We start from the raw sequence: 25,477 nt of genomic DNA, 5'->3' as shown, positions 1-25,477 counted from the left end.
ATTGATCAAAAAGTATATGTAAATGAGCAGGTGATGCCATTGAAATCGAATGATTACGTAAAATACATTACCCAAACAGTAGTTAAATATATTGATCAGCCCAAAAATGAACGGAAAAGAAATCGTCTAGAAAAAAAAGATATGAAAGAGCCATTTTTATTTCGGTGGTTCGGTGTGATTCCTTATATTTTGTACTATTATGTCAAAAGAAAAAGAGGAAAGTGAACAGCAAAAGAAACCGGTCAAATGATCGGTTTCTTTTGGCTAGTAAAGGAACTGGCGAATGCCAAGTTTTCTAGAAAGATAAGAAAGTTTTTTTCGAATTTGAGAATTGTCTAGCTCCAGCGCCTACCCCCTCGAGGTCATAAGTCAGTCCGCCAAGAAAGTTAAAGAACAACTTTCCCGTCGGCCTGTCTTATGCTTGTCGGGGGTGAGCACTAAGGAAAGCTCCTCCGAATAATCATCGCAAGAACAATCTGAACTATGATTGTTCTGAAGGCGCTTGCGCTTTTCTTAATGTTTTTAAACAGCTTGATCTGTTAAATAAAACAAACCACCGTTTACGATTGAGATTTTAACCTTTGGCTCATATTGCTCCTTTAAAGCTATTTTTTCGATTTCATAACTTTCATCTTTTTCATCAGCTTCCTCGTAAAAATGTTCCAGCAATTTTAAATCCTTTTGCCAACGATTTCTTGCATCATCAGCCCATGAGTGATCCTCTTGTTCAATCTCATATCTCAAGAAATTCTCCACTCTTGATATGCCGCTCTTTGGCATTATTAATGGAGAAAGTGTAAATGAATAGTCAGGAATTTTCGGTGTCAGAGGTAAGTTTAGAAGTTTATCATGAAAACCCTCAACCATTTGCCCATTTATTAATTGTAACCCAATTGATTTAAAGACATCTCTTTTCCTGTCGCATTCATATGAGATCCGAATATTCATACCAAGCCATGGTCTTAAAGGAGTCTGCTGTCCTTGTGGTTTATTGTGTTTTTCATATAAACGAATTGAGCCGGCTAAATTTTTAGTTGATTCAAAAATTTGGTGGAGGCGAGGCGATCCAAAGTGAATAGTCTCCCCTTTCAATTGATCAGAAGCAAGTTGTGGATTCGTAATCAATGTGAGCTGCATTGGATTAGGCACTCCACCAGTTTTCTCTAAATAATGCCAGTAGAAGGGCCTGTTCATCAGTTCTTTATCTAGTTCAATTGTAAGCTGTACAGTTAAATAGCCTTGCCCGTTCTGAATGATTTCGCATCCGTTCGCATTGAAATATTTCTCGAGGAAATTATGAATTTCCTGTTGCTGCATTTTTCTCACCTTCCCTTATTTCTTCAGCAAACTGAATCATTGCTGTTAAATTCTCCATTTTGATTCTCATTTCTCCTTCTGAAGCCGATTTGCCAAAAATATCAATTAGATGATCCTCTACATTACCAAAATCTAGTTTTGTTAGAATATCATCCAAATCGCCAATTACTTTTTCAAAGAGATGAATTTTTTCATATAGCAGCTTTAAAATATGCTCTTCAACAGTATCCTTTGTGGCAAAATTATAGATCATGACGTCTTTCTCCTGTCCGAGGCGATGGATACGACCAATTCTCTGCTCAAGCCTCATCGGATTCCATGGCAGATCAAAATTGATAATATGATTACAAAATTGAAGATTAATACCTTCACCGCCTGCTTCAGTAGCAATAAGAACTTGCGCGTTTTTTTGGAAAAGCTCCCTCATCCAATCCTTTTTTCCTCGTTTGAAACCACCTCTAAATGGAACGGAGGTAATTCCGTATTGTTTGAGGAACCATTGCAAATACATTTGCGTTGCCCTATATTCAGTAAAAATGATTACTTTATCATTGATTTGCTGAATTAATTCAAGTGCTTTTTCAGCTTTTGAATTTTGCTGAACAGCTTCTACCTTCGCGATTAATGCTTGTATATGGTCTTGGAAACTCTTTGATGGCTCTTCTTGTTTTTCTAGCATATTTTTAAGAGTGAAATAGACCGCTTCCCTGCTGCTGCACGCTTCACGCCGAAGTGTCATAATAGAAAATTGGCTAGAGCTTAACCAGTCACCTTCCCTGTGGAGACTGCTGACTGCGTCATAAAGGTCTCTTTCCTCCTTATTGAATTCTATTGGAATGGTTTCTACTTTTCGCTTCGTCCATTCAATTCCTGTATCAGCTCGCCTATTACGGATCATAACTTTATTGACAAGCTCTTTTAAATGTTCATGATCATTCAAGTTACGGGAATCTTTATTGTATTTTTGATAAAAAGCTGACTCATTTCCTAAATGCCCTGGCTTCAATAAAGAAACTAAATTAAAGATTTCGCTAATACGGTTCTGAATGGGTGTAGCTGTTAAGAGCAAACAGAATTTCTTTTTCAAATTTTGAACGAACTCATAGTTTTTCGTTTTATTATTTTTAAGCTTATGTGCTTCATCAATAATGATTAAGTCATAATCTTGCTTGTAAATGATATCTCTATGAGGATTGCGCTTAGCGGTATCAATGGATGAAACGACCACATCACATTGCTCCCATACATAGCTTTTTCGCTGTGTTACTGCTGGAATGAAAAATTTAGTGTTCAGCTCAATTGCCCATTGGGTGACAAGGGAGGCTGGCACAAGAATGAGCACTTTTTTAACTAATCCTCGAATCATATATTCCTTTAATATCAATCCTGCTTCAATTGTCTTCCCTAATCCAACTTCATCTGCAAGTATAGCTTTTCCATTCATACTTTCTACAACCTGCTTGGAAACTTCAAGTTGATGTGGCAATGGGGTAAGGCCAGAAAGGTGTTTTGGAGCTTGCAATCCTTCAAAATCAGGAATTGTAGTATGTGTTTCTACTGCTACTGCTAATTTATATAGCTCCCAGTTCCCCCAAGGTCCGTCATTTTCAATTCTAGTTAATAACTCCTCCTGCCAAGAGGAATCAAATTCAATCCGCACTGTCATTAAAAACAGCTCCTTTAAAAAATTGGAAGTATTCGTTTTGTAGTTAAAATCAGATTACCCATTGCCCAAATGGCCTTCGAATGGTAGGATAAGAATAGCTTTGAAAGTTTTGAAATTTGCCACAATCATTTAGTTTATCGAAATATAATTTTATTGATTTTCAAATTTGGTTTCGAGTTGAAAGCTGAAAGCTAGCTAACTCATATTCATGCAATTTGACGTTTAAGACGCCATTTTGTTTAGTATGAACCAACTTGAAAAATTTTATAAATACGGATGATGATAAGGGGAGAGACTACTTTTGTGGCGCCGAAGGAGCAAGCAATGGATTTGTGAATCTCTCAGGCAAAAGAACCCTTATTTGACGTAACTCTGGAGAGCGCTCTAATTTTTTGGAGCCACCAAAGGGGAAAACCGTTATTCGGTAAACTTTCAGGTGCAAGGACAGGGATCTTCTTGAAATAGAGGGGATTTTCTGTCCTTTTTTTGGTTCAAATTTCAAGCTTTTAATTTAGATTATAAGGGGGACAAGTGGATGTCACAGTTAAAACGTACACCGTTATACGATGTTTACAAGGACTATGGCGCAAAGACAATTGATTTTGGCGGCTGGGATCTGCCAGTTCAATTTTCTAGCATTAAAGAAGAGCATGAAGCAGTCCGTACAAAAGCTGGTTTGTTTGACGTATCCCATATGGGTGAAATTGAAGTAAAGGGGCCAGATAGCCTTTCCTATCTTCAAAAAATGATGACAAATGATATCTCAAAATTGAAAGAATTTGGTGCCCAGTACACTGCGATGTGTTATGAAAATGGCGGGACTGTTGATGATTTACTTGTCTATAAATTTACAGAAAATCATTTTTTACTTGTTGTAAATGCATCTAATATTGAAAAAGATTACAAATGGCTTGCTGATCATCTTGAGGGTGATGTAGAAATTAAAAATCTTTCTGATCAGACAGCACAAGTTGCCATCCAAGGTCCTTTGGCAGAGAGTGTATTACAAAAGCTAGCTAGTAAAACAAATCTATCAGATATTGGCTTTTTTAAATTCCAAAATGATGTTGATTTAAATGGCAAAAAAGCCCTTGTTTCTAGAACTGGTTATACAGGGGAAGATGGGTTTGAAGTATATTGCGATGATAATGATGTAGTTTCAATTTGGAAGGATATTTTAGAAGCGGGTAAAGAAGAAGGCGTTATTCCTTGTGGATTAGGTGCTCGCGATACATTGCGTTTTGAGGCTAACCTTGTTCTTTATGGCCAAGAACTTTCTCCAGAAATTTCACCGTTAGAAGCTGGCATTGGCTTTGCAGTGAAAGTAAATAAAGAAGCTGATTTTATTGGTAAAGAAGTGCTATTAAAGCAAAAAGAAGATGGACTATCAAGAAAATTAGTTGGAATCGAAATGATTGACCGTGGAATTCCACGTCATGGCTACCCGGTTTTCAAGGGTGAAGAGCAAATTGGAGAAGTGACAACAGGCACACAATCGCCAACATTAAAGAAAAATATTGGCCTAGCTTTAATATCCTGCGAAAATACTGCTGTTGGTACAGAAGTAGAAGTTGAAATTCGTGGAAAGCGCCTAAAGGCAGTAGTAGCAGCTACGCCATTTTATAAAAGAGAGAAAAAATAGGAGAGGAGACTTTTATGATGAAACATCGCTATTTACCGATGACTGAGGCAGATAAGAAAGAAATGCTTGCAACAATCGGTGTAAACTCAATCGATGAATTATTCAGCGATATTCCTGAAAGTGTTAGATTTAAAGGGGAATATAATATTAAACCAGCTGCAACCGAAACAGCACTGATGAAAGAGCTTACTAAAATGGCTCAGAAGAATGCAGATCTTAAAAGCAACACTTCTTTTTTAGGAGCAGGGGTTTATGATCATTACATGCCTGTCATCGTTGATCATGTATTATCACGTTCAGAATTCTATACAGCTTATACGCCGTATCAGCCGGAAATTTCTCAAGGAGAGCTTCAGGCAATCTTTGAATTCCAGACAATGATTTGTGAATTAACGGGTATGGATGTTGCAAACTCTTCTATGTATGACGGGGGCACAGCGTTGGCAGAAGCAGCAATGCTGAGTGCAGGCCAAACTCGCCGTAAAAAAGTTCTTATTTCAAGTGCAGTTCATCCTGAATCCAAAGATGTTGTTCAAACATATGCAAAAGGCCAATATATCGAAGTCATTGAAATTCCGCATAATGATGGGGTTACAGATTTAGAAGCATTAAAAGAAATGATCAGTGATGATATTGCTGCTGTTATTGTTCAATACCCAAACTTTTTTGGCAGAATTGAACCATTAAAAGAACTGGAAGAAATTATCCATGCGCAAAAATCAATGTTCGTCGTTTCAAGCAATCCGCTTTCTCTTGGAGCTTTAACATCTCCAGGGAAATTCGGTGCTGATATTGTTGCAGGGGATGCACAGCCTTTTGGCATTCCAACAGCATTTGGCGGACCGCACTGTGGTTATTTTGCTGTTACGAATAAATTGCTGAGAAAAGTTCCTGGACGCCTTGTTGGACAAACTGTAGATGAGGAAGGACGCAGAGGCTTTGTATTAACGCTTCAGGCACGTGAGCAGCATATTCGCCGTGACAAAGCGACTTCAAATATTTGTTCCAACCAAGCATTGAATGCACTTGCAGCTTCAGTTGCCATGACAGCTCTTGGTAAAAAAGGTGTTAAGGAAATGGCACTTGCTAACATTCAAAAATCAAATTATGCGAAAAAGCTATTTAAAGAAAATGGCTTTGAGCTTGCATTTGAAGGACCTTCCTTTAATGAATTTGTTGTTAAATTGAATAAGCCAGTAAAAGAAGTGAATCAAAAGCTTCTTGAAAAAGGCATCATTGGCGGCTTCGATTTAGGACGCGATTTTTCTGATTTGAAAAACCATATGCTTGTTGCTGTAACAGAACTAAGAACGAAAGAAGAAATCGATACATTTGTTAAAGAAATGGGGGAGTACCATGCATAAGGACGATCAGGCACTCGTTTTTGAATTAAGCACACCTGGCCGCATCGGTTATAGTCTCCCGGAAATGGATGTTCCGGAAACTGATATTAATGAACTGATTCCTGCAGGATATTTAAGGGAAGAAGAGGCAGAGCTACCAGAAGTAGCAGAGCTCGATATTATGCGCCATTACACAGCCCTTTCTAACAGAAATCATGGTGTTGACTCAGGCTTTTATCCGCTTGGTTCTTGCACAATGAAATATAATCCAAAAATCAATGAAAATGTTGCTCGTTTCCCTGGATTCGCTCATGTTCATCCACTACAGGATGAAAGCTCTGTTCAAGGGGCAATGGAGCTTATGTACGATTTACAAGAGCATTTAATTGAAATCACTGGTATGGATCAAGTTACTCTACAACCTGCTGCTGGTGCACATGGAGAATGGACAGCATTAATGATGGTTCGTGCATTCCATGAAGCAAATGGAGAACTTAAACGTACAAAGGTCATTGTCCCTGACTCTGCACATGGAACGAACCCTGCTTCAGCTACAGTAGCGGGATTTGAAACGATTACGGTAAAATCTGATGACAATGGTCTTGTAGATTTAGAGGATTTAAGACGAGTAGTTGGAGAAGATACTGCTGCTTTAATGCTTACAAATCCAAATACATTAGGTTTATTTGAAGAGCATATTCTTGAAATGGCAGAAATTGTCCATAGTGCTGGCGGAAAGCTTTATTACGACGGAGCTAACTTAAATGCTGTAATGTCTAAGGCGCGTCCAGGGGATATGGGATTTGATTTAGTTCACTTAAATCTTCATAAAACCTTCACTGGCCCACACGGAGGCGGAGGCCCAGGTTCAGGTCCTGTCGGAGTAAAAGCAGACTTGATTCCATTCCTTCCAAAGCCAGTTTTAGTGAAGAAAGCCGAGAAATATGTCTTTGATTATGACCGTCCACAGGCAATTGGCCGAGTTAAGCCTTATTATGGAAACTTTGGAATTAATGTTCGTGCCTATACGTATATTCGTACAATGGGTCCAGACGGACTTAAAGCTGTTACAGAATATGCAGTTTTAAATGCCAACTATATGATGAGAAGGCTTCAAGATGCCTATGATCTTCCATTTGACAGACATTGCAAGCATGAATTCGTATTGAGCGGCAAACGTCAAAAGAAACTTGGTGTACGTACACTTGATATTGCAAAGCGCCTTCTTGACTTTGGATATCATCCACCAACAACCTACTTCCCATTAAATGTGGAAGAATGTATCATGATTGAACCTACTGAAACAGAGTCAAAAGAAACACTTGATGCATTCTGTGATGCCATGCTGCAAATCGCGAAGGAAGCAGAAGAAAATCCAGAAATCGTTCAAGAAGCACCGCATAACACAGTTATCGGACGTCTTGATGAAACACTTGCAGCCCGAAAGCCTGTTCTTCGCTACCAAAAGCAATAAGAAATGATCGATTCAATTAAAAAGACCTCTGCTCTTCATTTTGCAGAGGTCTTTTCTTATTGTATAGGAAAATATAATTTTCGCTATCTGTTGATAACTTGAGATATAGTTTATCTACGTTCAGCTCCAGCGCCTACCTCCGACGTACAGGACGTACTAGTGTCGACAATGCGACAGGACAAGGAAAGCTACGTCAGCGACACATCGCACGACCAAAAGAGAAGCTTTTGGGAGGACGTCGCGCTTTTGTCGACCTCGAGGTCACAAGCTTGGCTAGTTGCGGCTCCTAGGGACGAATGTCTAGCCAATCCCAGCCAGAAGACAAAGAACGTCTTCTAGCTGAGCTCGTCTTATGCTGTCGTCCCTAAACAGTCGCCTCCACTTTTCGATCAATCCTCCCAGAAAGGTAAAGAACACCTTTCCGTGAGGCTAGTCTTGTGCTTGTCGGAGGTGAGCACTAAGGAAAGCTTCTTTGAATATTCATCTCAGGAACAATTTGTCCTTTAATTGTTCCGAAGGCGCTTGCGCATTTGTTCCACATTAAGAAAGTATAAATTGGCAGCGCAAAGATGATTCGACGCAGTTGCTAATTTTAGGAATTAAGTGTAAGTGCAACTACGCCTCTGTCTTCGCCTTTCCAAGGCTTGCCAATCGGCGAGTTTTCTTTATATTATTTCGTTTTTACTTTTCCAGACCATTTTTTGAAACCACCTTTAAGGTGTGATAAATCTTTATAGCCTTTGCGGTAAAGAAATTGGGCAGCTCTGCCGCTTCTCATGCCGCTTTGGCAATATAAGTAAACAGGCTTATCCGGGCGAAGCTCCTTTAATCGTACTTTCATCTGTGATAGCGGGATGTTACGGGCTCCAAGAATATGTCCTGCTTCAAACTCATTTGGTTCACGAACATCGATTAATTGAGCCTTTCGATAACCTTCACGAAATTGCTCTTCTGTTAGTGTCTTAACGATTTTTCGCTGATATAGCCAATTAATAACCGAATAGACAATAATTGCACCTAAGATGATAAGAAGGAAATAAAGTGTATCCAAATCTGTTTTTCTCCTTTCAAGCATTACTAAACCTTTTGCAGATAACGGGCAATAGCCCCACTAAACTTAAGATCTAAAATGATATTGATAAGATTTGTGGAGGGAAACTGCCCATAATGACCTGATGACGAACAGAACAAGGATGACCTCTAGTATAAGCATCGCACGAATGAAAAGCGATAGCATTTACGAGGAAGTCCTAGTCAGGCGAAAGCCACAGGACGTTCTGAGGCGTGATATGTTCAACTAACCACGAGTGAACACTTACAGGTGGAGGTTTCAATAATATTATATAAGTCTTCTATCATTCGAGTAAAGGAAATCAGACAAATTTCATGGCAAAAATCGCAAAACTTTTTTTTTTGGACTAATTTTGATAGACTTAAATTCGCATGGAAACTATTGAAAAAGAGGTTTTATGAATGGCAAAAGAAGTTTGGCGTTTTATTGATACGGGTGCTGGATCACCCTCATTTAATATGGCATTAGATGAAGCACTCCTTGACTGGAATAGCGAGGGGAAAATTCCTCCAACCATTAGATTCTATGGTTGGAATCCTGCTACACTTTCGATAGGCTATTTTCAAAAGGTGGATAAAGAGATTGATATGGAAGCTGTTAAGGCAAATGGACTTGGGTTTGTCCGCAGGCCTACAGGGGGAAGGGGGGTTCTTCATGAGCATGAACTTACATATAGTGTCATCGTATCTGAAGAGCACCCGGACATGCCAAAAACAGTGACTGAGGCGTACAGAGTCATCTCTGAAGGGGTTTTAAAGGGATTTCACTATTTAGGAATGGAAGCCTATTTCGCTGTTCCAAAAACAGATAAGGAAAGAGACTCCTTAAAAAATCCCCGCTCTGCCGTTTGCTTTGATGCTCCGAGCTGGTATGAGCTTGTCGTTGAAGGTCGCAAAGTAGCTGGAAGTGCCCAAACAAGGCAAAAAGGTGTTATTCTGCAGCATGGTTCGATCTTACTCGATATAGAGGAGGACAAGCTTTTTAGCCTTTTCAAATATCCGAATGATCGGGTGAAAGAACGGATGCAAAAGGCTTTTAAAAACAAGGCTGTTGCCATAAACGAAATAAGTAAACAAAGAGTTACACTTGAACAAGCAAAGGAAGCTTTTAAACAAGGCTTTGAAGAGGGGCTCAATATCGAGCTCAAGCCATACGAATTGACAGCTGAAGAGCTTGAGTATGTTAATAAAATAGCTCAAGAGCGTTATGAACAGGATGAATGGAATTTCAAAAGATAAAAGCGGCATATGCCGCTTTTTTTAGCTAATAGGAAAGTTTAAGTTTATTAACGTACTAATGTGATGTCAAGTTTCTATAAGATTCCCTGCAAACAATATCGCATAAGTAAAACTAAGGCATTAACCAACAAGGACTTGGCGAATGCTAAATTTTTCTAATAATAGAAGAGAAGTATTTTTCATAAAGAAACAATGGAGTACATATTCAAATAGGTATGATATAATTTAATGTTGATAGTAGATACTATTATTAGGTGTTAACCTATTTAATAATTGGAGGATAAAATGGAAGATTTATTAAAATTAAAAGGCAAAAATATCGTAATAATGGGAGTTGCTAATGAACGAAGCATTGCTTGGGGAGTAGCAAAGTCTCTTTATAAAGCAGGGGCGAACATAATCTTTACCTATCGAAAAGAACGCTCTTTAGGGAAATTAAGTAAACTTTTAAGTGAGAATCAATTCGAAGCGAAATTAATCGTTCAATGCGATGTAAATAGTGATGAAAGTATTAAGGAAGCTTTTTCGAATATTGGAGAAGCTGCTGGTACTATACACGGAGTTGTGCATTCGGTTGCTTTTGCCCATGCAGAAGACCTTAAAGGGGCATTTATTAATACAACGAGGGAAGGATATGCTTTTGCCCAGGATACGAGTGCATATTCATTAATTGCTGTTGCAAGAGAAGCAAAGCCGTTTATGACAGAGGGAGGTTCCATTATTGCGATGAGCTATCTTGGCGCCGAGCGGGTAGTCGAAGGTTATAATGTAATGGGAATTGCAAAGGCGTCGCTTGAAGCAGCTGTGAAATATTTGGCTCTAGATTTAGGGAAGCACAATATTCGCGTAAATGCCATTTCCGCAGGGGCTATACGTACTCTTGCAGCGAAAGGGGTTCCTTCTTTTAATGAAATCCTTCATTTAATTGAAGAAAAATCTCCTCTAAAAAGAAATGTCACCCAAGAAGAAGTTGGGGATATGACTCTTTCTTTATTGAGCCATCTTTCAAGAGGGGTAACAGGTGAAATTGTATATGTAGATTCAGGCTATCATATAATGGGATAGACTTCATGAAGAAGTGAGAAGGGCTGCTGTATGCGGCTCTTTTTTTGTTTTTTTCCAAACGTAGTAAAAGCAAAATGACAAATGTCATCTGTAAGAAATGACATTATCCACTAAACCAATAATTTCCTCCGAATTATAATGAGGGTAGAAATGGCGGAGGTGGAAGCAATGGAAACAATAGTACAGCTCGATCATGTTACAAAGACGTATAAAAATAAAAAAGCAGTTGATGAGATTTCTTTTTCTATAAAAAAGGGTGAGATTGTGGCAATTCTTGGTCCGAATGGAGCTGGAAAGACAACTACTATCATGATGATGCTTGGATTGCTTGAGCCAACAAGTGGTCATGTGCAAATTTTTAATATGCAGCCAAAGGAAAGGAAAGTGCGTGAGCGAATTGGCGCAATGTGAATTGAAGACGCTTGGATCAGATTGCAAAATTATTATATTAACAACATTTGCAAGACCTGGATATTTTGAACGTGCAGTTCGAGTTGACGTACATGGGTATTTGCTAAAGGATGGATCAAGTGATGATCTGGCAGTAGCGATAAGAAATGTGATGAAAGGAAAACGGGAATTTTCTCCTGAATTAGTTTTTGGAAGTCTGAAGGAAGAAAATCCATTATCTGAACGTGAGCGTGAAGTGTTAAGAATGGTTGCGGACGGGAAAACAGCGAAAGAAATTTCTGTAATCCTTTTTCTATCACAAGGGACCGTCCGTAATTATATGTCTGAAATCATAAGTAAGCTGCAAGTGAAAAATAGAATAGAAGCGATTAGTGTTGCAGCGGAGAAAGGCTGGATATAGGAGATTAATTTCAGTTGGAAAATGAAGGCCTCTATTATTGATAATCAAAGGAAATGGAGCTTTATTGTTTTGATATTTAGAATCTAATCATGTAAAAGGGCAATGTCGATTTGACATTGCCCTTTTATTACTATTATTTATTCAAATCTTCAATTGAATCAATATCCATATAAGATGGAACAACTAATCCAATTTTAGTTCCCTTCAAATTTGGGCCCAAGTCTTCAAATTTGCCTTCGAACTTTTCGTAATAATCAGCATGTGTGATAGGGAGCCACGCCGCGACGCTAGCGTCAAGACTTCCGTCAGCGACTCCAGCCCATAATGGACCTGCCTCAATTTGGCGAAGAGTAACATTATACCCTAGCTCCGTTAATACTTGTGAGATAACATTTGTACTTGCAATTTCGCTATCCCAAGCAACATAGCCCAATGTTATTTTATCACCATCTACCTTTTCTACACCTTCTGTCCACGTAGATACTTTGTCAGCATTCGCTTTTATCCATTCATTGGCAGCTTTTTCTGGATCTTCTCCATCAGTGATTTTTACCATTACATCTGCCATTTCATCAGCAGTCCAATTGAATTGATCAAGAACCTTGTAGGCAGATGGGTGATCTTCTGCTAGCCCTAAACGTGCGATCGTATTGATATTTTCTTCACCGCCGAATACGCCCTTCGGATCCTCTAAATATTTCAGATCAAATTCGGAAAACTTCCAGTGTGGTGTCCAACCAGTTATAATAATAGGCTCTTTCTTATTATATGCTTTTTTTAATGCTGCAGTCATAGCAGCACCTGAGCCTTCTACTACATCCCAATCACTAAGCTCATATTCTTCGACAGCCGCTGCCGTTGCCTTCATTAATCCTGCACCTGGATCAATACCGATGATTTTGTAATCAACACTTTCCCCAACCGAAGCTTTTGCAGAACCATTATCTGTTTTACCTTCATCATTACTTGCTTTGTCTGAACCACAAGCCGCTAGTCCTAATATTAGAACAGGCATCATTAGGGCAGACATCCATTTTTTTTTCAATTTAGTTTCCCCCTTGTTTTTTGATTCCTATATTTTGTGTAATCCGGTCAAGGATGATGGCAATGACCACAATCGCAAGACCAGCCTCAAAACCTTTACCGATTTGAATCTGAGTAACTGCACGATAGACATCAGCACCAAGTCCTGGAGCTCCAACCATGGACGCGATGACTACCATAGATAATCCCAGCATGATGCTTTGGTTAATCCCAGCCATAATTGTTGGCATAGCTAGTGGAAGCTGAACCTTCAATAGCCGCTGGCTTGTAGTTGAACCAAATGCCTCAGTTGCTTCAATAATATCTGCCGGGACTTGCTGGATTCCTAATATCGTCAATCTGATTGTCGGTGGCATGGAAAAAATAACAGATGCTACTACACCAGGAACAACACCAATGTTAAAGAAGAAGATTGCAGGTATTAAGTAAACAAATGCAGGCATTGTTTGCATAATATCCAATATTGGTGTCACAATTTGCTTTACTCTCTTGCTTTGTGATGCCCAGATTCCAATTGGAACACCAATAATGACTGAAAGGAAAACAGCTGTTAATACTAAAGCCAGTGTTTCAAGCATTGGCTCCCAATAGCCTAAATTATTTATCAATAACAACCCAATGATGGTAAAAAGTGCAATTCCTTTTGATGATAGCTTCCATGCTAACAAGCCTAATAGAATCATAAATAAATAAGAAGGAATGAATCCTAAGCCTGTAACAAGACCTTCAACAACACTTTCAAGCCCTACTGTTATACCGTCAAATGCTGCCTCAAAAGTAATGGTCAACCAATCAACAAATCGATCTACCCAATCGGCAATTGGGAGTTTTGGCATTAAGCTTTCCATTTAAACACCCCCCTTATCGGACTGACTAATAGGAACTTGATTATTCACTCTTTCTAAATCATTAATGACCTCATTATTTCCTGCAAGCGCGCCAATAACAGCTCCTTTAACAAGAATGCCTTGAAGACGATTATTATCAACAACGGCAACCGGAATTGTAGCAGTTGAAACTTTATCAAATAAATTCGTTAACAATGTTCCGCTAGCAACCTTTTTTACATCCCGATCTACAATTTCATGTAAGCTTTGACCTTTTTCAACTGCTGTTTTAGCATCTGCGGCATGAATGGTGCCAATAAGCGTCTTTTTCTTATCTACTGCATAGATGCTTGAGATACCAAGATCCTTCATCATTTGCAAAGCAACTCGAGGGCCTTTATCAATTTGGACGGTTTCAGCTCGTTTCATTACATGACCTGCTGTCAGCACCTTAGACAAGTCGACATCCTCTACGAATCTCTCAACATATTGATTAGATGGATTCATTAATATTTCCTCTGGAGAGCCGATTTGTACAATTTCCCCATCCTTCATTAAGGCAATTCTATCCCCGATTCGAAGTGCTTCATCTAAATCATGGGTAATAAAGATAATCGTTTTTTCCATCGATGACTGGAGTTCAAGTAGTTCGTCCTGCATGTCTTTACGAATTAAAGGATCTAATGCACTGAATGCTTCATCCATTAAAAGAATATCTGTATCATTGGCAAGAGCCCTTGCCAATCCAACACGCTGCTGCATTCCTCCGCTTAGCTGCTTAGGAAATTGGTTTTCATAGCCTTCTAGTCCGACTAGCTTTAATGCCTTCATTGCTTTTAGTTTTCTTTCTTCTTTTCCAATCCCTTGCACTTCCAAGCCATATTCAGTGTTTTCAAGAACTGTTCTGTGCGGAAGTAAAGCAAATTTCTGAAAAACCATGCTTATATTTTTGCGGCGAACATTTTTAAGTTCATCCTTTTTCATTTTTGTTATTTCTTTACCATCAATCCAGACTTCTCCGACAGTTGGATCGATGAGCCGGTTTAATGTACGGACTAAAGTTGATTTTCCGCTTCCTGAAAGTCCCATGATGACAAAAATTTCACCTGCATAAACGTCAAAGGAAGCTTGATTAACACCCACAGTCGAGCCGGTTTTTTTCAGTATTTCTCCCTTCGGACTTCCTTCCTTTAATAGCTGTAATGCCTTCTTAGGCTGTTTCCCAAATATTTTTGTTACGCTTTTGACACTTAATTTTACATGTTTATCATTCAAAATAGTCCCTCCGTTCATAACCACACCGGTCTATGCGACCTTTTAATTGTAGTATTAATAGAAAAAGAGGGCAAAGCTGGTAATTAGGCATATTCAGACGTAATGTACGTACAGAATAAACTGAACGTACTGTAAAAAAGGTTTACTTACAATTCCTTTCGTATACTCTCATATGCTCACTCAATTGCTTCTTTACTTTCAAAAAAAACATGGTAGTCTATTACATGGATAATTCATTTTTTCGAAGCGCCTGAGGGCGGAAGCAGAAAAAAGTTAATTTTTCATTTATGGATGTGAATGATTAAATGGATGAGAAAGAACAGCTTGATCATGTACGAGAACGGGTCATCGAAACGATAGCTAATAATATGAATTTATATGGAGTAACAGATTCCATCGGGCGGTTATATGGGATGTTGTATTTTCAAAATCATCCTATGACACTTGATGAGATGAAGGAAGAGCTCGGGATGAGTAAAACAAGTATGAGTACTTCTATCCGCCACTTATTGGAGCTTAAAATGGTCGAAAAGGTGTGGAAAAAAGGAACAAGAAAGGATTTATATAAAGCAGAGGAAGACTGGCATCAAACTTTTATAGACCTTTTTACTATTAAATGGCGTTCAGGGATTTCTATGAATATTTCCGCGATGTCAAGAGCGATAGCAGAGCTTGAAAAAATAATAGAATCTGAAGATCTTGGAGAAGAAGTTAGAACAGCAGCAAAAACAGACATTGAAAAAATGAATGCAGCACTTCAATATTATGAATGGTTAAATCGGTTGGTGGATAGCTTTGAATCAGGAAAGATTTTTGATTTTATTCCAAAGGAAAATAATAAGGAATGAGTTATCGACACAGGTAAAAAGCCTGTGTTTTTCTTATTCATAATAATTGTTTTTATAGGAATTGTTACCTAATTAAAGTGCAAGCCTCGAAATTTATTAAAATTTATCAAAATCTGTCGCGAATCTAAGATTCTCTCTTTTTTTCTCGGGATTCTAGTTTTTTTTGATTTTGACAAAAAAAGTGAAACGTGAATTAAACACAATATATAGTGGCTCTGAAAATATTTTCGCTACTACATGTAGATTTAGTTGTTGATTTTAAATATCTACTATGATAACTTAAGATTATTAAATATCAACTAGAATAAACAGAATCTAGTATTAAAATTGAATATTTTCTTTTGAAGGAGTTGTAAAAATGTCTGTAGCATTAGGACAAAAAATGAGTTTAAACATTGAACGATTAAACGAAGATATCCGATTATTTCCTCAGGTACATCCAATTACCTCTGATATGAAAATGACCCACAAAGGGGTTTCCCGTTTGGTCATGCTGGACAGATATACATTTAAGGATACTGAAAAGATTACTTTGACTAATGGGGACTTTATCGTATTAACCATCAAAGAAGATCCTAAATTTCCTGCACGTGGACTTGGATACATTTTAGATATCGATTGGGAAAAAAAGTTAGCAACCGTTCTAGTGGAAGAAGATTACAGAGGGGTACTTGATGACACAGAAGAATCACAAACTGGAATCATTAAGAGATCTCTTGATGTCATTGAAAAACCGCTAGAGCTTTTTTATGAGCAAATCGCAAAACGTAATGCTACAGGCCTAGCTTCAGTAGAAAAAACGGAAGAGAAGAGACAGGAATGGTTTGAAAAGTTTTATCAGGAGCTAGTAAACCTTAATTTTATTCCTGCTGGACGCGTTCTTTACGGTGCAGGAGCAGATACAGATGTAACATACTTTAACTGTTATGTTATGCCATTTGTTCAGGACTCTCGTGAAGGTATTTCCGAACATCGTAAGCAGGTCATGGAAATCATGAGCCGTGGTGGCGGAGTAGGAACAAACGGTTCTACCTTGAGACCGCGCAACACACTTGCTAAAGGCGTAAATGGCAAATCATCCGGATCTGTATCTTGGCTGGATGATATTGCGAAATTAACACATCTTGTTGAGCAAGGTGGATCCCGCAGGGGTGCTCAGATGATCATGTTAACGGATTGGCATCCAGATATTATTGAATTCATCATTTCGAAAATGCAAAATCCAAGAATTTTACGATTCCTTCTTGAAACAACAAATGATGAAACCATTAAGAAATACGCAAAAGAAAAACTAAAATTTACTCCTTTCACTGAACAAGAATTAGCTATGTATCAAGGGATTGTTAACTATAAGAGCATTCCTGGACACGGTGGCTTCAATGAGAAAATTATTAGCGATGCAGAAGAAAAGCTTGTTAATGGCGGTACTTATTCTGTTCACAATCCTGAATTCCTAACAGGTGCAAACATCTCTGTTTGTTTAACAAAAGAATTCATGGCCGCAGTTGAAAATGATGCAGAATATGAGCTGCGCTTCCCAGATGTCGAAAGCTATGAAAAAGATGAAATGTTGACCTATAACGAAGAATGGCATAAAGTTGGGGATGTTCGTGAATGGGAAAAGCTCGGTCATAAGATTCGAGTGTATCGCAAAATCAAAGCAAAAGAGCTTTGGAACCTGATCAACATATGTGCTACTTACTCAGCTGAGCCAGGAATTTTCTTTATCGATAATGCAAACGACATGACGAATGCGAAAGCATATGGACAAAAGGTAGTAGCGACAAACCCATGCGGAGAGCAACCTCTCGCACCTTTCAGTGTCTGTAATTTAGCTGCTGTGAATCTAGCTGAAATGGCAGATAAGGAAAACAAAACAGTTGATTTTGAAAAATTAAAGAAAACAGTCGAAGTTGGAGTTAGAATGCAAGATAACGTCATTGACGCTACTCCTTACTTCCTTGAGGAAAATAAAAAGCAAGCCCTTGGCGAGCGCCGTGTCGGCCTTGGCGTGATGGGGCTGCATGACCTTCTTATCTATTGCGAATCAGAATATGGTTCAGAAGAAGGCAATAAACTAGTCGATAGGGTATTTGAAACAATCGCAACAACAGCTTATCGAGCTTCCGTAGAGCTTGCAAAAGAAAAAGGAAGTTTCCCATTCTTAACAGGGGAGACAGAAGAAGGAACAAACAGATTACGTAAAGCTTTTACAGAAACAGGATTCATGAGTAAAATGCCAGAAGATATTCGTAAATCTATTTTAAATAATGGAATCCGAAATTCTCACTTGCTAACTGTTGCTCCTACAGGATCAACAGGGACAATGGTTGGGGTATCAACTGGGTTAGAACCATATTTTTCCTTCTCGTACTTCCGAAGCGGACGTCTTGGAAAATTCATTGAAGTGAAAGCAGATATCGTACAGGAATATTTAGATAAGCATCCAGAAGCAGATTCAGAAAATCTTCCAAATTGGTTTGTATCTGCGATGGAATTAGCACCAGAGGCACATGCGGATGTTCAATGTATCATCCAACGCTGGATTGATAGCTCCATAAGTAAAACTGTTAATGCACCAAAAGGATATAGTGTTGAACAAGTAGAAAAAGTATATGAGCGTTTATATCGCGGTGGTGCTAAAGGCGGAACGGTTTACGTTGACGGATCACGTGATTCTCAAGTTCTAACCTTAAAAGCAGAAGAAAACAATTTTGAAGAAACAAGAGTAGACAAAAAAGAAAAAACAAAACATCATGTTGTTCTAGTTGATACAATTAATGAGCTGCAATCGACTAACGTGATTGGTTCAGAGGTAGGCAATACTTGTCCAGTTTGTCGTAAAGGGAAAGTAGAAGAAATTGGTGGCTGCAACACTTGTACAAATTGTAATTCCCAATTAAAGTGCGGTCTATAAAATTAAATATTTGAATTATATGTAGATTTGAATTAAAGATTGATAATTATAAAAAAGATTGATAATTTGAAGTTTGATAAAAAACAACCTTTTCGGTATTATGGCCGTAAGAGGTTGTTTTTTTATATTTCTGAAAAATACAGTTATGAATGTTTCCTAAATATAGTCCAATATTTATTTTGGTTAGTTTACTTGTGTCTAAGCTGATGGGGATAAATCGTCTTATTAAAGCCAGCTCGGTTTAGAAATGCGCTTTATGATGTATTTCATTTGAGTTATTCTCATTCTATGAGGATTTCGTTCAGTTACAAATATGGCGGGATCACTATCCTCACGATCATTAACATATCGCTTTAGCCAAATATCACAACGAATATTGAAGTAAACTCCCGCTCTTTACCTCCTTTTCCTTTTTCTCTTGCTATAGCTATGATTGGAAAATTAATGCTATTGCGACCCAAAGTACAATTTCACCAATTCTGCAACCGGTGGAAAACATAGATTCAAATAATGCTTTCTCCCTTTGGATATAAGCGCTTCGCATTGTTAGCTTGAATTTTTTTGAAAGTATTCGTTATTGTTCTAAGTCACAGAATTGAACTGCACCGGGTGTTTTCTTTGGGTAAAGCAAGTGTTCTCAAAGGGATTTAAAAGTAAAATATAATAAAAAGAGATAAAATATTTAAATTAATTAGAGGATGTTGGTCATGAATATCATAAAAAGATTCTTTACTAGTAGCACGAGAACAGCCGATAAGAATATCGTTGCAGTGTATGTTTTATTTCGTACAATTGCAATTTTTATGCTTATCAATCAGTTAATTATGCAAAGATGGGGGAATGCTTTTCTTCTTGTACTGACCCTTGCCTTATTTGCTATACCGCTTTTTATTGAACGAGTGTTTAAAATTGAAATTCCCAACTTGTTGGAACTGATTATCATATTATTTATTTTTAGTTCGACTATTCTAGGAGAACTGAGCGATTTTTACGGTTATTTTAAAATTTGGGATACAGCACTGCATACGCTCAATGGCTTTCTAGCTGCGGGTGTCGGTTTTTCACTTGTCTATTTGTTAAATAAGAATGCCGAGGGTATAAAATTGACCCCATTGTATCTTGCAATAGTCACTTTCAGTTTTTCTATGACCGTTGGTGTGATGTGGGAGTTTCTTGAATTCTCTGCAGACCGATGGATGAATCTTGATATGCAGAAAGACCGAATCGTTCAGGAAATTAACAGTGTAAGTATTGGTTTAGAAAACAATGCCGTTTATCATATTGAAAATATTCAGCGCACAGTTGTTGAAAGAAAAGACGATTCGGGAAATATAACTGAAACCGTTATTGACGGTGGATATCTTGATATTGGAATTATTGATACGATGAAGGATTTATTTGTCAACCTGCTTGGTGCTATTGTCTTTAGTGTATTCGGCTATCTATACGCTCGGCACGGCCAGAAAAAATATCGGTTTGTTCGGAATTTCATACCTACAAAAAGGGAGTAAAATAAATCAGTCTTTATAATATGGTAGCTGCAGTTATATCACTTATTACAACGAATGAGTTGCAGCAAGTTTCTAACTTTCAATTTGTGTACCAGGGAAAACTAAAGGATTATACTAAATAAAAATAATACAGAAACCACTCGGTTACCATTTCAATTTTGCCCTATCGGAGTGAAATGATCAGATAGGAAAGGGAGAAAGTAAGTGGAACAACAAATAAACATTTTAGTCGTTGAAGATAATAATGATATAAATCAATTGCTATGTAAAATTATTAAAAAGAGCAATTTTAACCCCCAAGCAGCTTATTCAGGTACGGAAGCGCTCATTTATTTAGAAAAACAAAAGTGGGACTTGGTCTTGCTAGATTTAATGCTACCAGGTATGACAGGTGAAGAGATTCTTGCAAAGATCACCTCGAAGGATCCTACTCCGGTTATTATTATTTCGGCGAAAGACACACAGCAAACAAAAATTGCTAGTTTACGATCGGGGGCAGATGACTTTATTTCAAAACCCTTTGATGTGGAAGAAGTATCGGCACGAATTGAATCACTGTTACGAAGAACCAAACAAAATAAGGAAACCCCTTCAAGCAATCAGTTAACCAATAAAGACATTCAAATTGATTTAGAAGCGAAAATGGTGGTTGTAAACGGTACAAAACTGGCATTGACCGTCCGTGAGTACGCCATTTTAGTCCTTCTTATGTCATCCCCCAATAAAATCTTCTCAAAATCAAATCTGTTTGCAAGTGTATGGAATGAATCGTTTCAAGGTGATGACAATACAGTGAACGTCCACATGAGTAACCTAAGGAACAAGCTCTTTAAAGCCAATCCAAATGAAGACTATATCGAAACCATTTGGGGGATGGGCTATCGTCTCAAATCTTAAGGTTTTCTTAAGGTTCTCCTTAAGGTTTCTTACAATATAACCCCTAAACTAAATGAAGAGCGAAGGAGGTTATTCATGTGAGTGAATACATTTTAAAAACCAATAAGCTTTCAAAAAAATATAAACATGAGTTCGCATTAGAAAATATTAATGTCACCATCAAACAAGGTGATATCTATGGGTTCATTGGTCAAAATGGCGCAGGTAAATCAACGATGTTACGGTTAATAATCGGTCTTACCTTCCCGACAAGCGGATCAATCGAACTATTTGGAAATGATAACCGTAATGAGTTAACAGGCGTGCAGAAAAGAATGGGAGCCATAATCGAAAATCCTGCGCTTTTTCTCAATATGACGGCTCGTGAAAATCTGGAAGTTCATCGCTTGCAAAAGGGTATTCCAGGAAAGGAATGTGTCGATAAAACACTGGAACTTGTAGGTCTGAAGGATACAGGAAAGAAAAAAGCGAAAAACTTCTCACTAGGCATGAAACAAAGGCTGGGACTGGCGATTGCTTTATTGAGTGATCCAGAATTCATTATTCTAGATGAGCCGACGAATGGATTGGATCCAATGGGAATCGTTGAGTTGAGGGAATTAATCAAAAAATTAAATCGTGAAAAAGGTCTTACTGTCTTAATTTCAAGCCATATATTAAGTGAACTTCATCAACTCGCCACGAAGTTCGGTATTATCCATAAAGGGAAGCTGTTAGAAGAACTCACCTCAAAAGAGCTGGATGAAAAATGCAGGCAGCATTTACGTATCAAAGTAGATGATCCCACTAGAGGAGCAATCGTACTAGAACAGATCCTCTTCACAACCGATTTCGAAGTTATGCAAGATGGAGTGATCAAGCTTTATAGTCATATTGATGATGTGCGTAAAGTTTCACAAACACTCACAAATAATGGTCTTGTGATCGAACATCTCTCACAAAATGGTGACAGTCTTGAAAGCTATTTTTCAAAGCTTGTTGGAGGTGTAGAGCATGACTAATCTAATCAGGGCAGAACTATATAAATTATCACGTAATAAAACATTTTGGGTATTAATCACAAGCCTGACAGGTTTTAGTGCACTATTACATCTGTTAATTATTCTGGACTGGTGGCAATTATCAGGAACTGAATTTGATAAAGCTCAGTTAAGCGATTTAAACGCTTTATCCACTTTTACAATACCATTATTCTTTAATATTATCGTGAGCACGTTGGCTGGTTTTTATATCTCAACTGAATTTTCACAAAGCGGTGTAATCAAAAATCAAATGATGAGTGGGAATAAAAGAGCGAATATTTTTATGGCAAAGTATCTTGTATTCTCGCTCGGAGCCTTCATTGTTACGATACTGATTCCACTAATAACAGCTTTTATCTTAATCATTTTCTTTGGACAAGGGGATACATTAAGCCCTACAAATCTAATGTATTTAGCAAGAGCATATGGTTTATTTACCCTACAATTTTTAAGCTTTACGGGTATCGTGTTGTTGATTGCGATTGTTACAGAAGATAGTGGGAAGACAATTCTTTTTCCCCTTTTGCTTTCCATTGTGATGTTTGCAATCGAAAAACTGATTACGGTACCATTCATCAAAATGATGTATGAAAATACAATCTTTTATCAGTTTAGTGAAGCCTTCAAATATACATTGACAAGTGGAGAAATGATAAAATCCATTTTCATTGGGGTCATATCTTTGATTATCATTATTTTCCTTGGAATTTTTATGGTCAATCGAAAAGAAATTAAATAATTTTCAGGTTAGCGGGTGAGAGCATTGATGTTTGTGGTATTAATCCTATCTTTAGTGACAGTATTTTTGCTCTCTCGTTTATTCGCTCTAAAAAAAGAAGTGAAAAAGATTAACAAGCAGCTGCAATTTTATAATAATCGGAAAACAAACAAAAAAATTGATATGGCTCTTATTGATAAAGATATCGAAAACCTGGGATTAGAAATTAATAAGCTAATTGAATTATACGTGACAGAAAATAGAATGAGAGTACGTTTTGAAGATGAACACAAACAGGCTGTCGCAAATATGTCCCATGATTTGAGAACACCATTAACTTCTATACTAGGGTATATCCAAATGGCAGAAGCGGATGATGTGACGGACGAGGAAAAGAATGAACTATTATCGATTGCAAGCAACCGGGCAAAAAGACTGGAAACATTGTTAAAGGAATTCTTTGAGCTGAGCATCATTGAATCTACGGATCATCATCTAAAATCTGAGCGCATCAATCTTAGGGATGTCGCTATCGATGTATTAATGACTTTTTATGACCGTCTTAATGAGAAGAACATGGAGACGACCATTCATATGCCAGAACACGATGTATTTATTTTCTCAGATGAATCAGCGGTAACGAGAGTGATTGAAAATTTAATGTCCAATGTGATTACTCATTCAGATGGGAATATCATCATCAGTCTGGAGGAAAAAGATTTAAGGGTAAGACTTATCGTGAAAAACGACGCACATTCATTAACTGAAAAAGATGTTAATCACATGTTTGACCGATTTTATATGTCCGATCAATCCCGTTCAGGTAAAAGTAGCGGACTAGGGTTGTCGATTGTGAAAAGGTTAATGGAAAAAATGAATGGGAAGATTACGGGACATCTAAAGGATGAGCAATTATCCATCGTTTGTGAATGGAAAGCAGCGGAGTAAATATTTATAGAATGGGGTATAGAATATGTGTAAGAAACTAGGTATTGTTCTTTTAATATCAATGATTTTATTGAACTTATGGAACCAACCTTTATTAACTCAGGCTGAAGAGTCGTTCGATACAGCAGATGTTGATGAATATGTTGAGAATTATATCGAAAAAAACGGACTGCCTGGAGCAGCCATTGTCGTCGTAAAGGATGGGAAAGTACTATATGAAAAAGGATATGGGCATGATTCTAACGGAAAACCACTGACAGCAAAGTCTAAAATCGGTATTGCTTCAGGTACTAAGCCGTTTACTGCATTTGCTGTTTTACAATTAGTTGATCAAGGTAAAATTATACTGGACGAACCTGTTGTAAATTATCTTCCAGAAATAACCCTTGATGATCCAAGGTGGAAACAGGTGACGGTGCGTCAGCTGTTGAGTCATACATCAGGACTGCCAGATCCTACTATTGTATCCCCTGCAAATACGTTAAAAGATGGTGTAGTGCGACTGAAAGATTGGAAACTACAATCTGATCCCGGAGAAAAATATTTTTATAGTAATGCGAACTACTGGACTCTTGCTTATTTAGTCGAACAAATTAGTGGATTGGAGTTTAATGACTATCTCACACAAAAGGTATTCCAACCGCTCGGAATGACGGACTCCATTTCAGCAGTTAACTCTGGGGATATTGTAAAAGAATTAGGAATACCTAGAGGATATGTCACTTTATATGGTACTGCAATACCATGGAGTGAGCTTGAAAAAATGTTCAGTGGTTCAGGGAGTATCTTTACGACAGCTAGTGATTTGGGAAAATGGCTATCTATGCATACGAACGAGGGGAAAAATAAAAATGGGGAACCATTATTATCCCGAGAGCTGTTGAAAGAATCTTATTCTCCCCAAGCTGGCAGTGAAAAATATGGACTTGGCTGGTCGTTAAGCTCGCCAAATATTAAACCAGCCCGTATTTCTCATAGTGGTTCAATCTCTACTTTCCAATCTCAACAAGATATCGTTCCAAGTAGTGGTTATGCTGTTGCCGTTTTACTCAATAGCTTCACGCCTACTTTCGAACATGCGTATGAGATTAGTTCAGGAATCATACAATTGACCGAGGGTCACGCTCCAGAATTAAAAGCTCCAACATCTAAAATCATTGATTTATCACTTGGTATTATAACATTAGCTTATTTGATTTTAGGAGTCAGAGGAATATTGAGAAGTAAGAAATGGGCGGATAAACGTAAAGAACATCCAGCTTGGAGATTCTATCTTCGGTTACTCCCACAATTGATACCTGTCATAGGAATCGGATGGTTATTATTTATTGTTCCTACACTAAAGGATAACAGTTCGACGATGATGGATGCGTTCGGTCTTTTCCCCGCTGCGATGATCTTTTTGGCGATCGTATTCATCATTGGATTTGTACTTACAATTTTGAGAGTCTATTATCGAATAAGTTTAAATAGAAATTGAAGATTGTGAAGAATCACACCTAAAATAACGGGTACTTTTGTTTAAAAGCGGATAACAGAAAATTATCAAACTTTTTTATAAAAATTGTACAATGTTTCACAAAGAAAGAACCAGTTTTGATCAATCTTTTTTTCAAAACGGATTCTTTTAAATTAACGTAAGATATGGGTTTTTTGAGGTATTTTTGATCAAACTTTAATTTAAAGCTACAAATAGGGGACGTCTCATAAGTCGATTTATAGGCAAAGAGGCGCCCCTTTTTTGCGTTTCTGAAAATCTATCAATTATTTGAATACAAAATTCAGGAATGAATTTTTTTTTGGACAGATCTACCTTTATTACAGTTATAAAAAATTTCATTG

The 25,477-nt window shown here is 37.7% G+C and carries 20 protein-coding genes, 2 pseudogenes and 1 riboswitch; of the genes and pseudogenes, 16 read left to right on the top strand and 6 right to left on the bottom strand.

Going from position 1 to position 25,477, the window contains the following annotated elements; translation table 11 throughout:
- Positions 1-39 precede the first annotated feature (39 nt).
- Positions 40-225: a YqzE family protein gene (locus KHA94_RS13860; RefSeq protein WP_057772327.1), complete on the top strand. Its 186-nt coding sequence runs from the start codon at positions 40-42 to the stop codon at positions 223-225.
- A 297-nt stretch (positions 226-522) separates the two neighbouring features.
- Here the strand turns inward: KHA94_RS13860 and KHA94_RS13855 are convergent, their stop codons facing one another.
- On the bottom strand, positions 523-1,317 hold the full coding sequence (locus KHA94_RS13855; protein WP_213102720.1) for a YqhG family protein: 795 nt from the start codon (positions 1,315-1,317) through the stop codon (positions 523-525).
- Entirely contained in the window at positions 1,295-2,983 is a 1,689-nt protein-coding gene (locus KHA94_RS13850; RefSeq protein WP_213102719.1) for a DEAD/DEAH box helicase, read from the bottom strand. The genes KHA94_RS13855 and KHA94_RS13850 overlap by 23 nt, the downstream gene beginning before the upstream one ends.
- Before the next feature lie 276 nt (positions 2,984-3,259).
- A riboswitch (glycine riboswitch) is annotated at positions 3,260-3,350 on the top strand.
- Between the two features lie 168 nt (positions 3,351-3,518).
- Between KHA94_RS13850 and gcvT the strand changes: the two genes are divergently transcribed.
- Genes gcvT through gcvPB form a run of 3 tightly spaced genes read left to right on the top strand, consistent with a single transcriptional unit; the run spans position 3,519 to position 7,442 of the window.
- Positions 3,519-4,625 (top strand): glycine cleavage system aminomethyltransferase GcvT, encoded by a 1,107-nt coding sequence (gcvT, locus tag KHA94_RS13845; RefSeq protein WP_213102718.1) that lies wholly within the window; start codon positions 3,519-3,521, stop codon positions 4,623-4,625.
- A gap of 17 nt (positions 4,626-4,642) precedes the next feature.
- On the top strand, positions 4,643-5,989 hold the full coding sequence (gcvPA, locus tag KHA94_RS13840) for an aminomethyl-transferring glycine dehydrogenase subunit GcvPA (protein ID WP_213103253.1): 1,347 nt from the start codon (positions 4,643-4,645) through the stop codon (positions 5,987-5,989).
- On the top strand, positions 5,982-7,442 hold the full coding sequence (gene gcvPB, locus KHA94_RS13835) for an aminomethyl-transferring glycine dehydrogenase subunit GcvPB (protein WP_213102717.1): 1,461 nt from the start codon (positions 5,982-5,984) through the stop codon (positions 7,440-7,442). The genes gcvPA and gcvPB overlap by 8 nt, the downstream gene beginning before the upstream one ends.
- 670 nt (positions 7,443-8,112) lie before the next feature.
- Here the strand turns inward: gcvPB and KHA94_RS13830 are convergent.
- Positions 8,113-8,493 (bottom strand): rhodanese-like domain-containing protein, encoded by a 381-nt coding sequence (locus KHA94_RS13830; protein WP_213102716.1) that lies wholly within the window; start codon positions 8,491-8,493, stop codon positions 8,113-8,115.
- 422 nt (positions 8,494-8,915) lie between these two features.
- Here KHA94_RS13830 and KHA94_RS13825 point away from each other — a divergent pair, with 422 nt between their 5' ends.
- From KHA94_RS13825 to KHA94_RS13810, 4 genes and pseudogenes are all read left to right on the top strand, one after another.
- Positions 8,916-9,752, top strand: coding sequence for a lipoate--protein ligase family protein (locus KHA94_RS13825; RefSeq protein WP_213102715.1), 837 nt, complete (start codon positions 8,916-8,918; stop codon positions 9,750-9,752).
- A gap of 285 nt (positions 9,753-10,037) precedes the next feature.
- Complete coding sequence (gene fabI, locus KHA94_RS13820) at positions 10,038-10,817, top strand: enoyl-ACP reductase FabI (protein ID WP_213102714.1); 780 nt, start codon at positions 10,038-10,040, stop codon at positions 10,815-10,817.
- Between the two features lie 168 nt (positions 10,818-10,985).
- Positions 10,986-11,225, top strand: a pseudogene (locus KHA94_RS13815) (ATP-binding cassette domain-containing protein); the annotation flags it as partial.
- 4 nt (positions 11,226-11,229) lie between these two features.
- Positions 11,230-11,628: pseudogene (locus KHA94_RS13810) on the top strand (response regulator transcription factor); the annotation flags it as partial.
- A gap of 133 nt (positions 11,629-11,761) precedes the next feature.
- Here the strand turns inward: KHA94_RS13810 and KHA94_RS13805 are convergent.
- Genes KHA94_RS13805 through KHA94_RS13795 form a run of 3 tightly spaced genes read right to left on the bottom strand, consistent with a single transcriptional unit; the run spans position 11,762 to position 14,792 of the window.
- Positions 11,762-12,658 carry a glycine betaine ABC transporter substrate-binding protein gene (locus tag KHA94_RS13805; RefSeq protein ID WP_213103252.1) on the bottom strand — a complete coding sequence of 299 codons (897 nt, stop codon included), beginning with the start codon at positions 12,656-12,658 and terminating at the stop codon, positions 11,762-11,764.
- Positions 12,659-12,674: 16 nt separating this feature from the next.
- Positions 12,675-13,520, bottom strand: coding sequence for an ABC transporter permease (locus KHA94_RS13800; protein ID WP_213102711.1), 846 nt, complete (start codon positions 13,518-13,520; stop codon positions 12,675-12,677).
- On the bottom strand, positions 13,521-14,792 hold the full coding sequence (locus tag KHA94_RS13795; protein WP_213102710.1) for a quaternary amine ABC transporter ATP-binding protein: 1,272 nt from the start codon (positions 14,790-14,792) through the stop codon (positions 13,521-13,523).
- A 287-nt stretch (positions 14,793-15,079) separates the two neighbouring features.
- On the opposite strand from KHA94_RS13795, the gene KHA94_RS13790 reads away from it, so the two are divergent.
- From KHA94_RS13790 to KHA94_RS13755, 8 genes are all read left to right on the top strand, one after another.
- Positions 15,080-15,622: a GbsR/MarR family transcriptional regulator gene (locus KHA94_RS13790; RefSeq protein WP_213102709.1), complete on the top strand. Its 543-nt coding sequence runs from the start codon at positions 15,080-15,082 to the stop codon at positions 15,620-15,622.
- Positions 15,623-15,980: 358 nt separating this feature from the next.
- On the top strand, positions 15,981-18,539 hold the full coding sequence (locus tag KHA94_RS13785) for a vitamin B12-dependent ribonucleotide reductase (protein ID WP_213102708.1): 2,559 nt from the start codon (positions 15,981-15,983) through the stop codon (positions 18,537-18,539).
- 707 nt (positions 18,540-19,246) lie between these two features.
- Entirely contained in the window at positions 19,247-20,050 is an 804-nt protein-coding gene (locus KHA94_RS13780) for a DUF2238 domain-containing protein (protein WP_213102707.1), read from the top strand.
- A gap of 204 nt (positions 20,051-20,254) precedes the next feature.
- The gene (locus tag KHA94_RS13775) at positions 20,255-20,947 is read left to right on the top strand and encodes a response regulator transcription factor (RefSeq protein ID WP_213102706.1); all 693 of its coding nucleotides are present in this window, start codon (positions 20,255-20,257) and stop codon (positions 20,945-20,947) included.
- A gap of 77 nt (positions 20,948-21,024) precedes the next feature.
- Positions 21,025-21,948, top strand: coding sequence for an ABC transporter ATP-binding protein (locus KHA94_RS13770; RefSeq protein ID WP_213102705.1), 924 nt, complete (start codon positions 21,025-21,027; stop codon positions 21,946-21,948).
- Positions 21,941-22,708, top strand: a complete 768-nt coding sequence (locus tag KHA94_RS13765) for an ABC transporter permease (RefSeq protein ID WP_213102704.1) — start codon at positions 21,941-21,943, stop codon at positions 22,706-22,708. The genes KHA94_RS13770 and KHA94_RS13765 overlap by 8 nt, the downstream gene beginning before the upstream one ends.
- A gap of 27 nt (positions 22,709-22,735) precedes the next feature.
- Positions 22,736-23,635, top strand: coding sequence for a sensor histidine kinase (locus KHA94_RS13760; RefSeq protein WP_213102703.1), 900 nt, complete (start codon positions 22,736-22,738; stop codon positions 23,633-23,635).
- A gap of 25 nt (positions 23,636-23,660) precedes the next feature.
- Positions 23,661-25,115 carry a serine hydrolase domain-containing protein gene (locus KHA94_RS13755; RefSeq protein ID WP_213102702.1) on the top strand — a complete coding sequence of 485 codons (1,455 nt, stop codon included), beginning with the start codon at positions 23,661-23,663 and terminating at the stop codon, positions 25,113-25,115.
- Positions 25,116-25,477 lie beyond the last annotated feature (362 nt).

Origin of the sequence: Cytobacillus citreus (assembly GCF_018343665.1) — a bacterium.
GTDB lineage: Bacteria > Bacillota > Bacilli > Bacillales > Cytobacillaceae > Cytobacillus > Cytobacillus citreus.
Note: the sequence above shows the minus strand (reverse complement) of the source record. Positions and strands in the feature narration are given on the sequence as shown.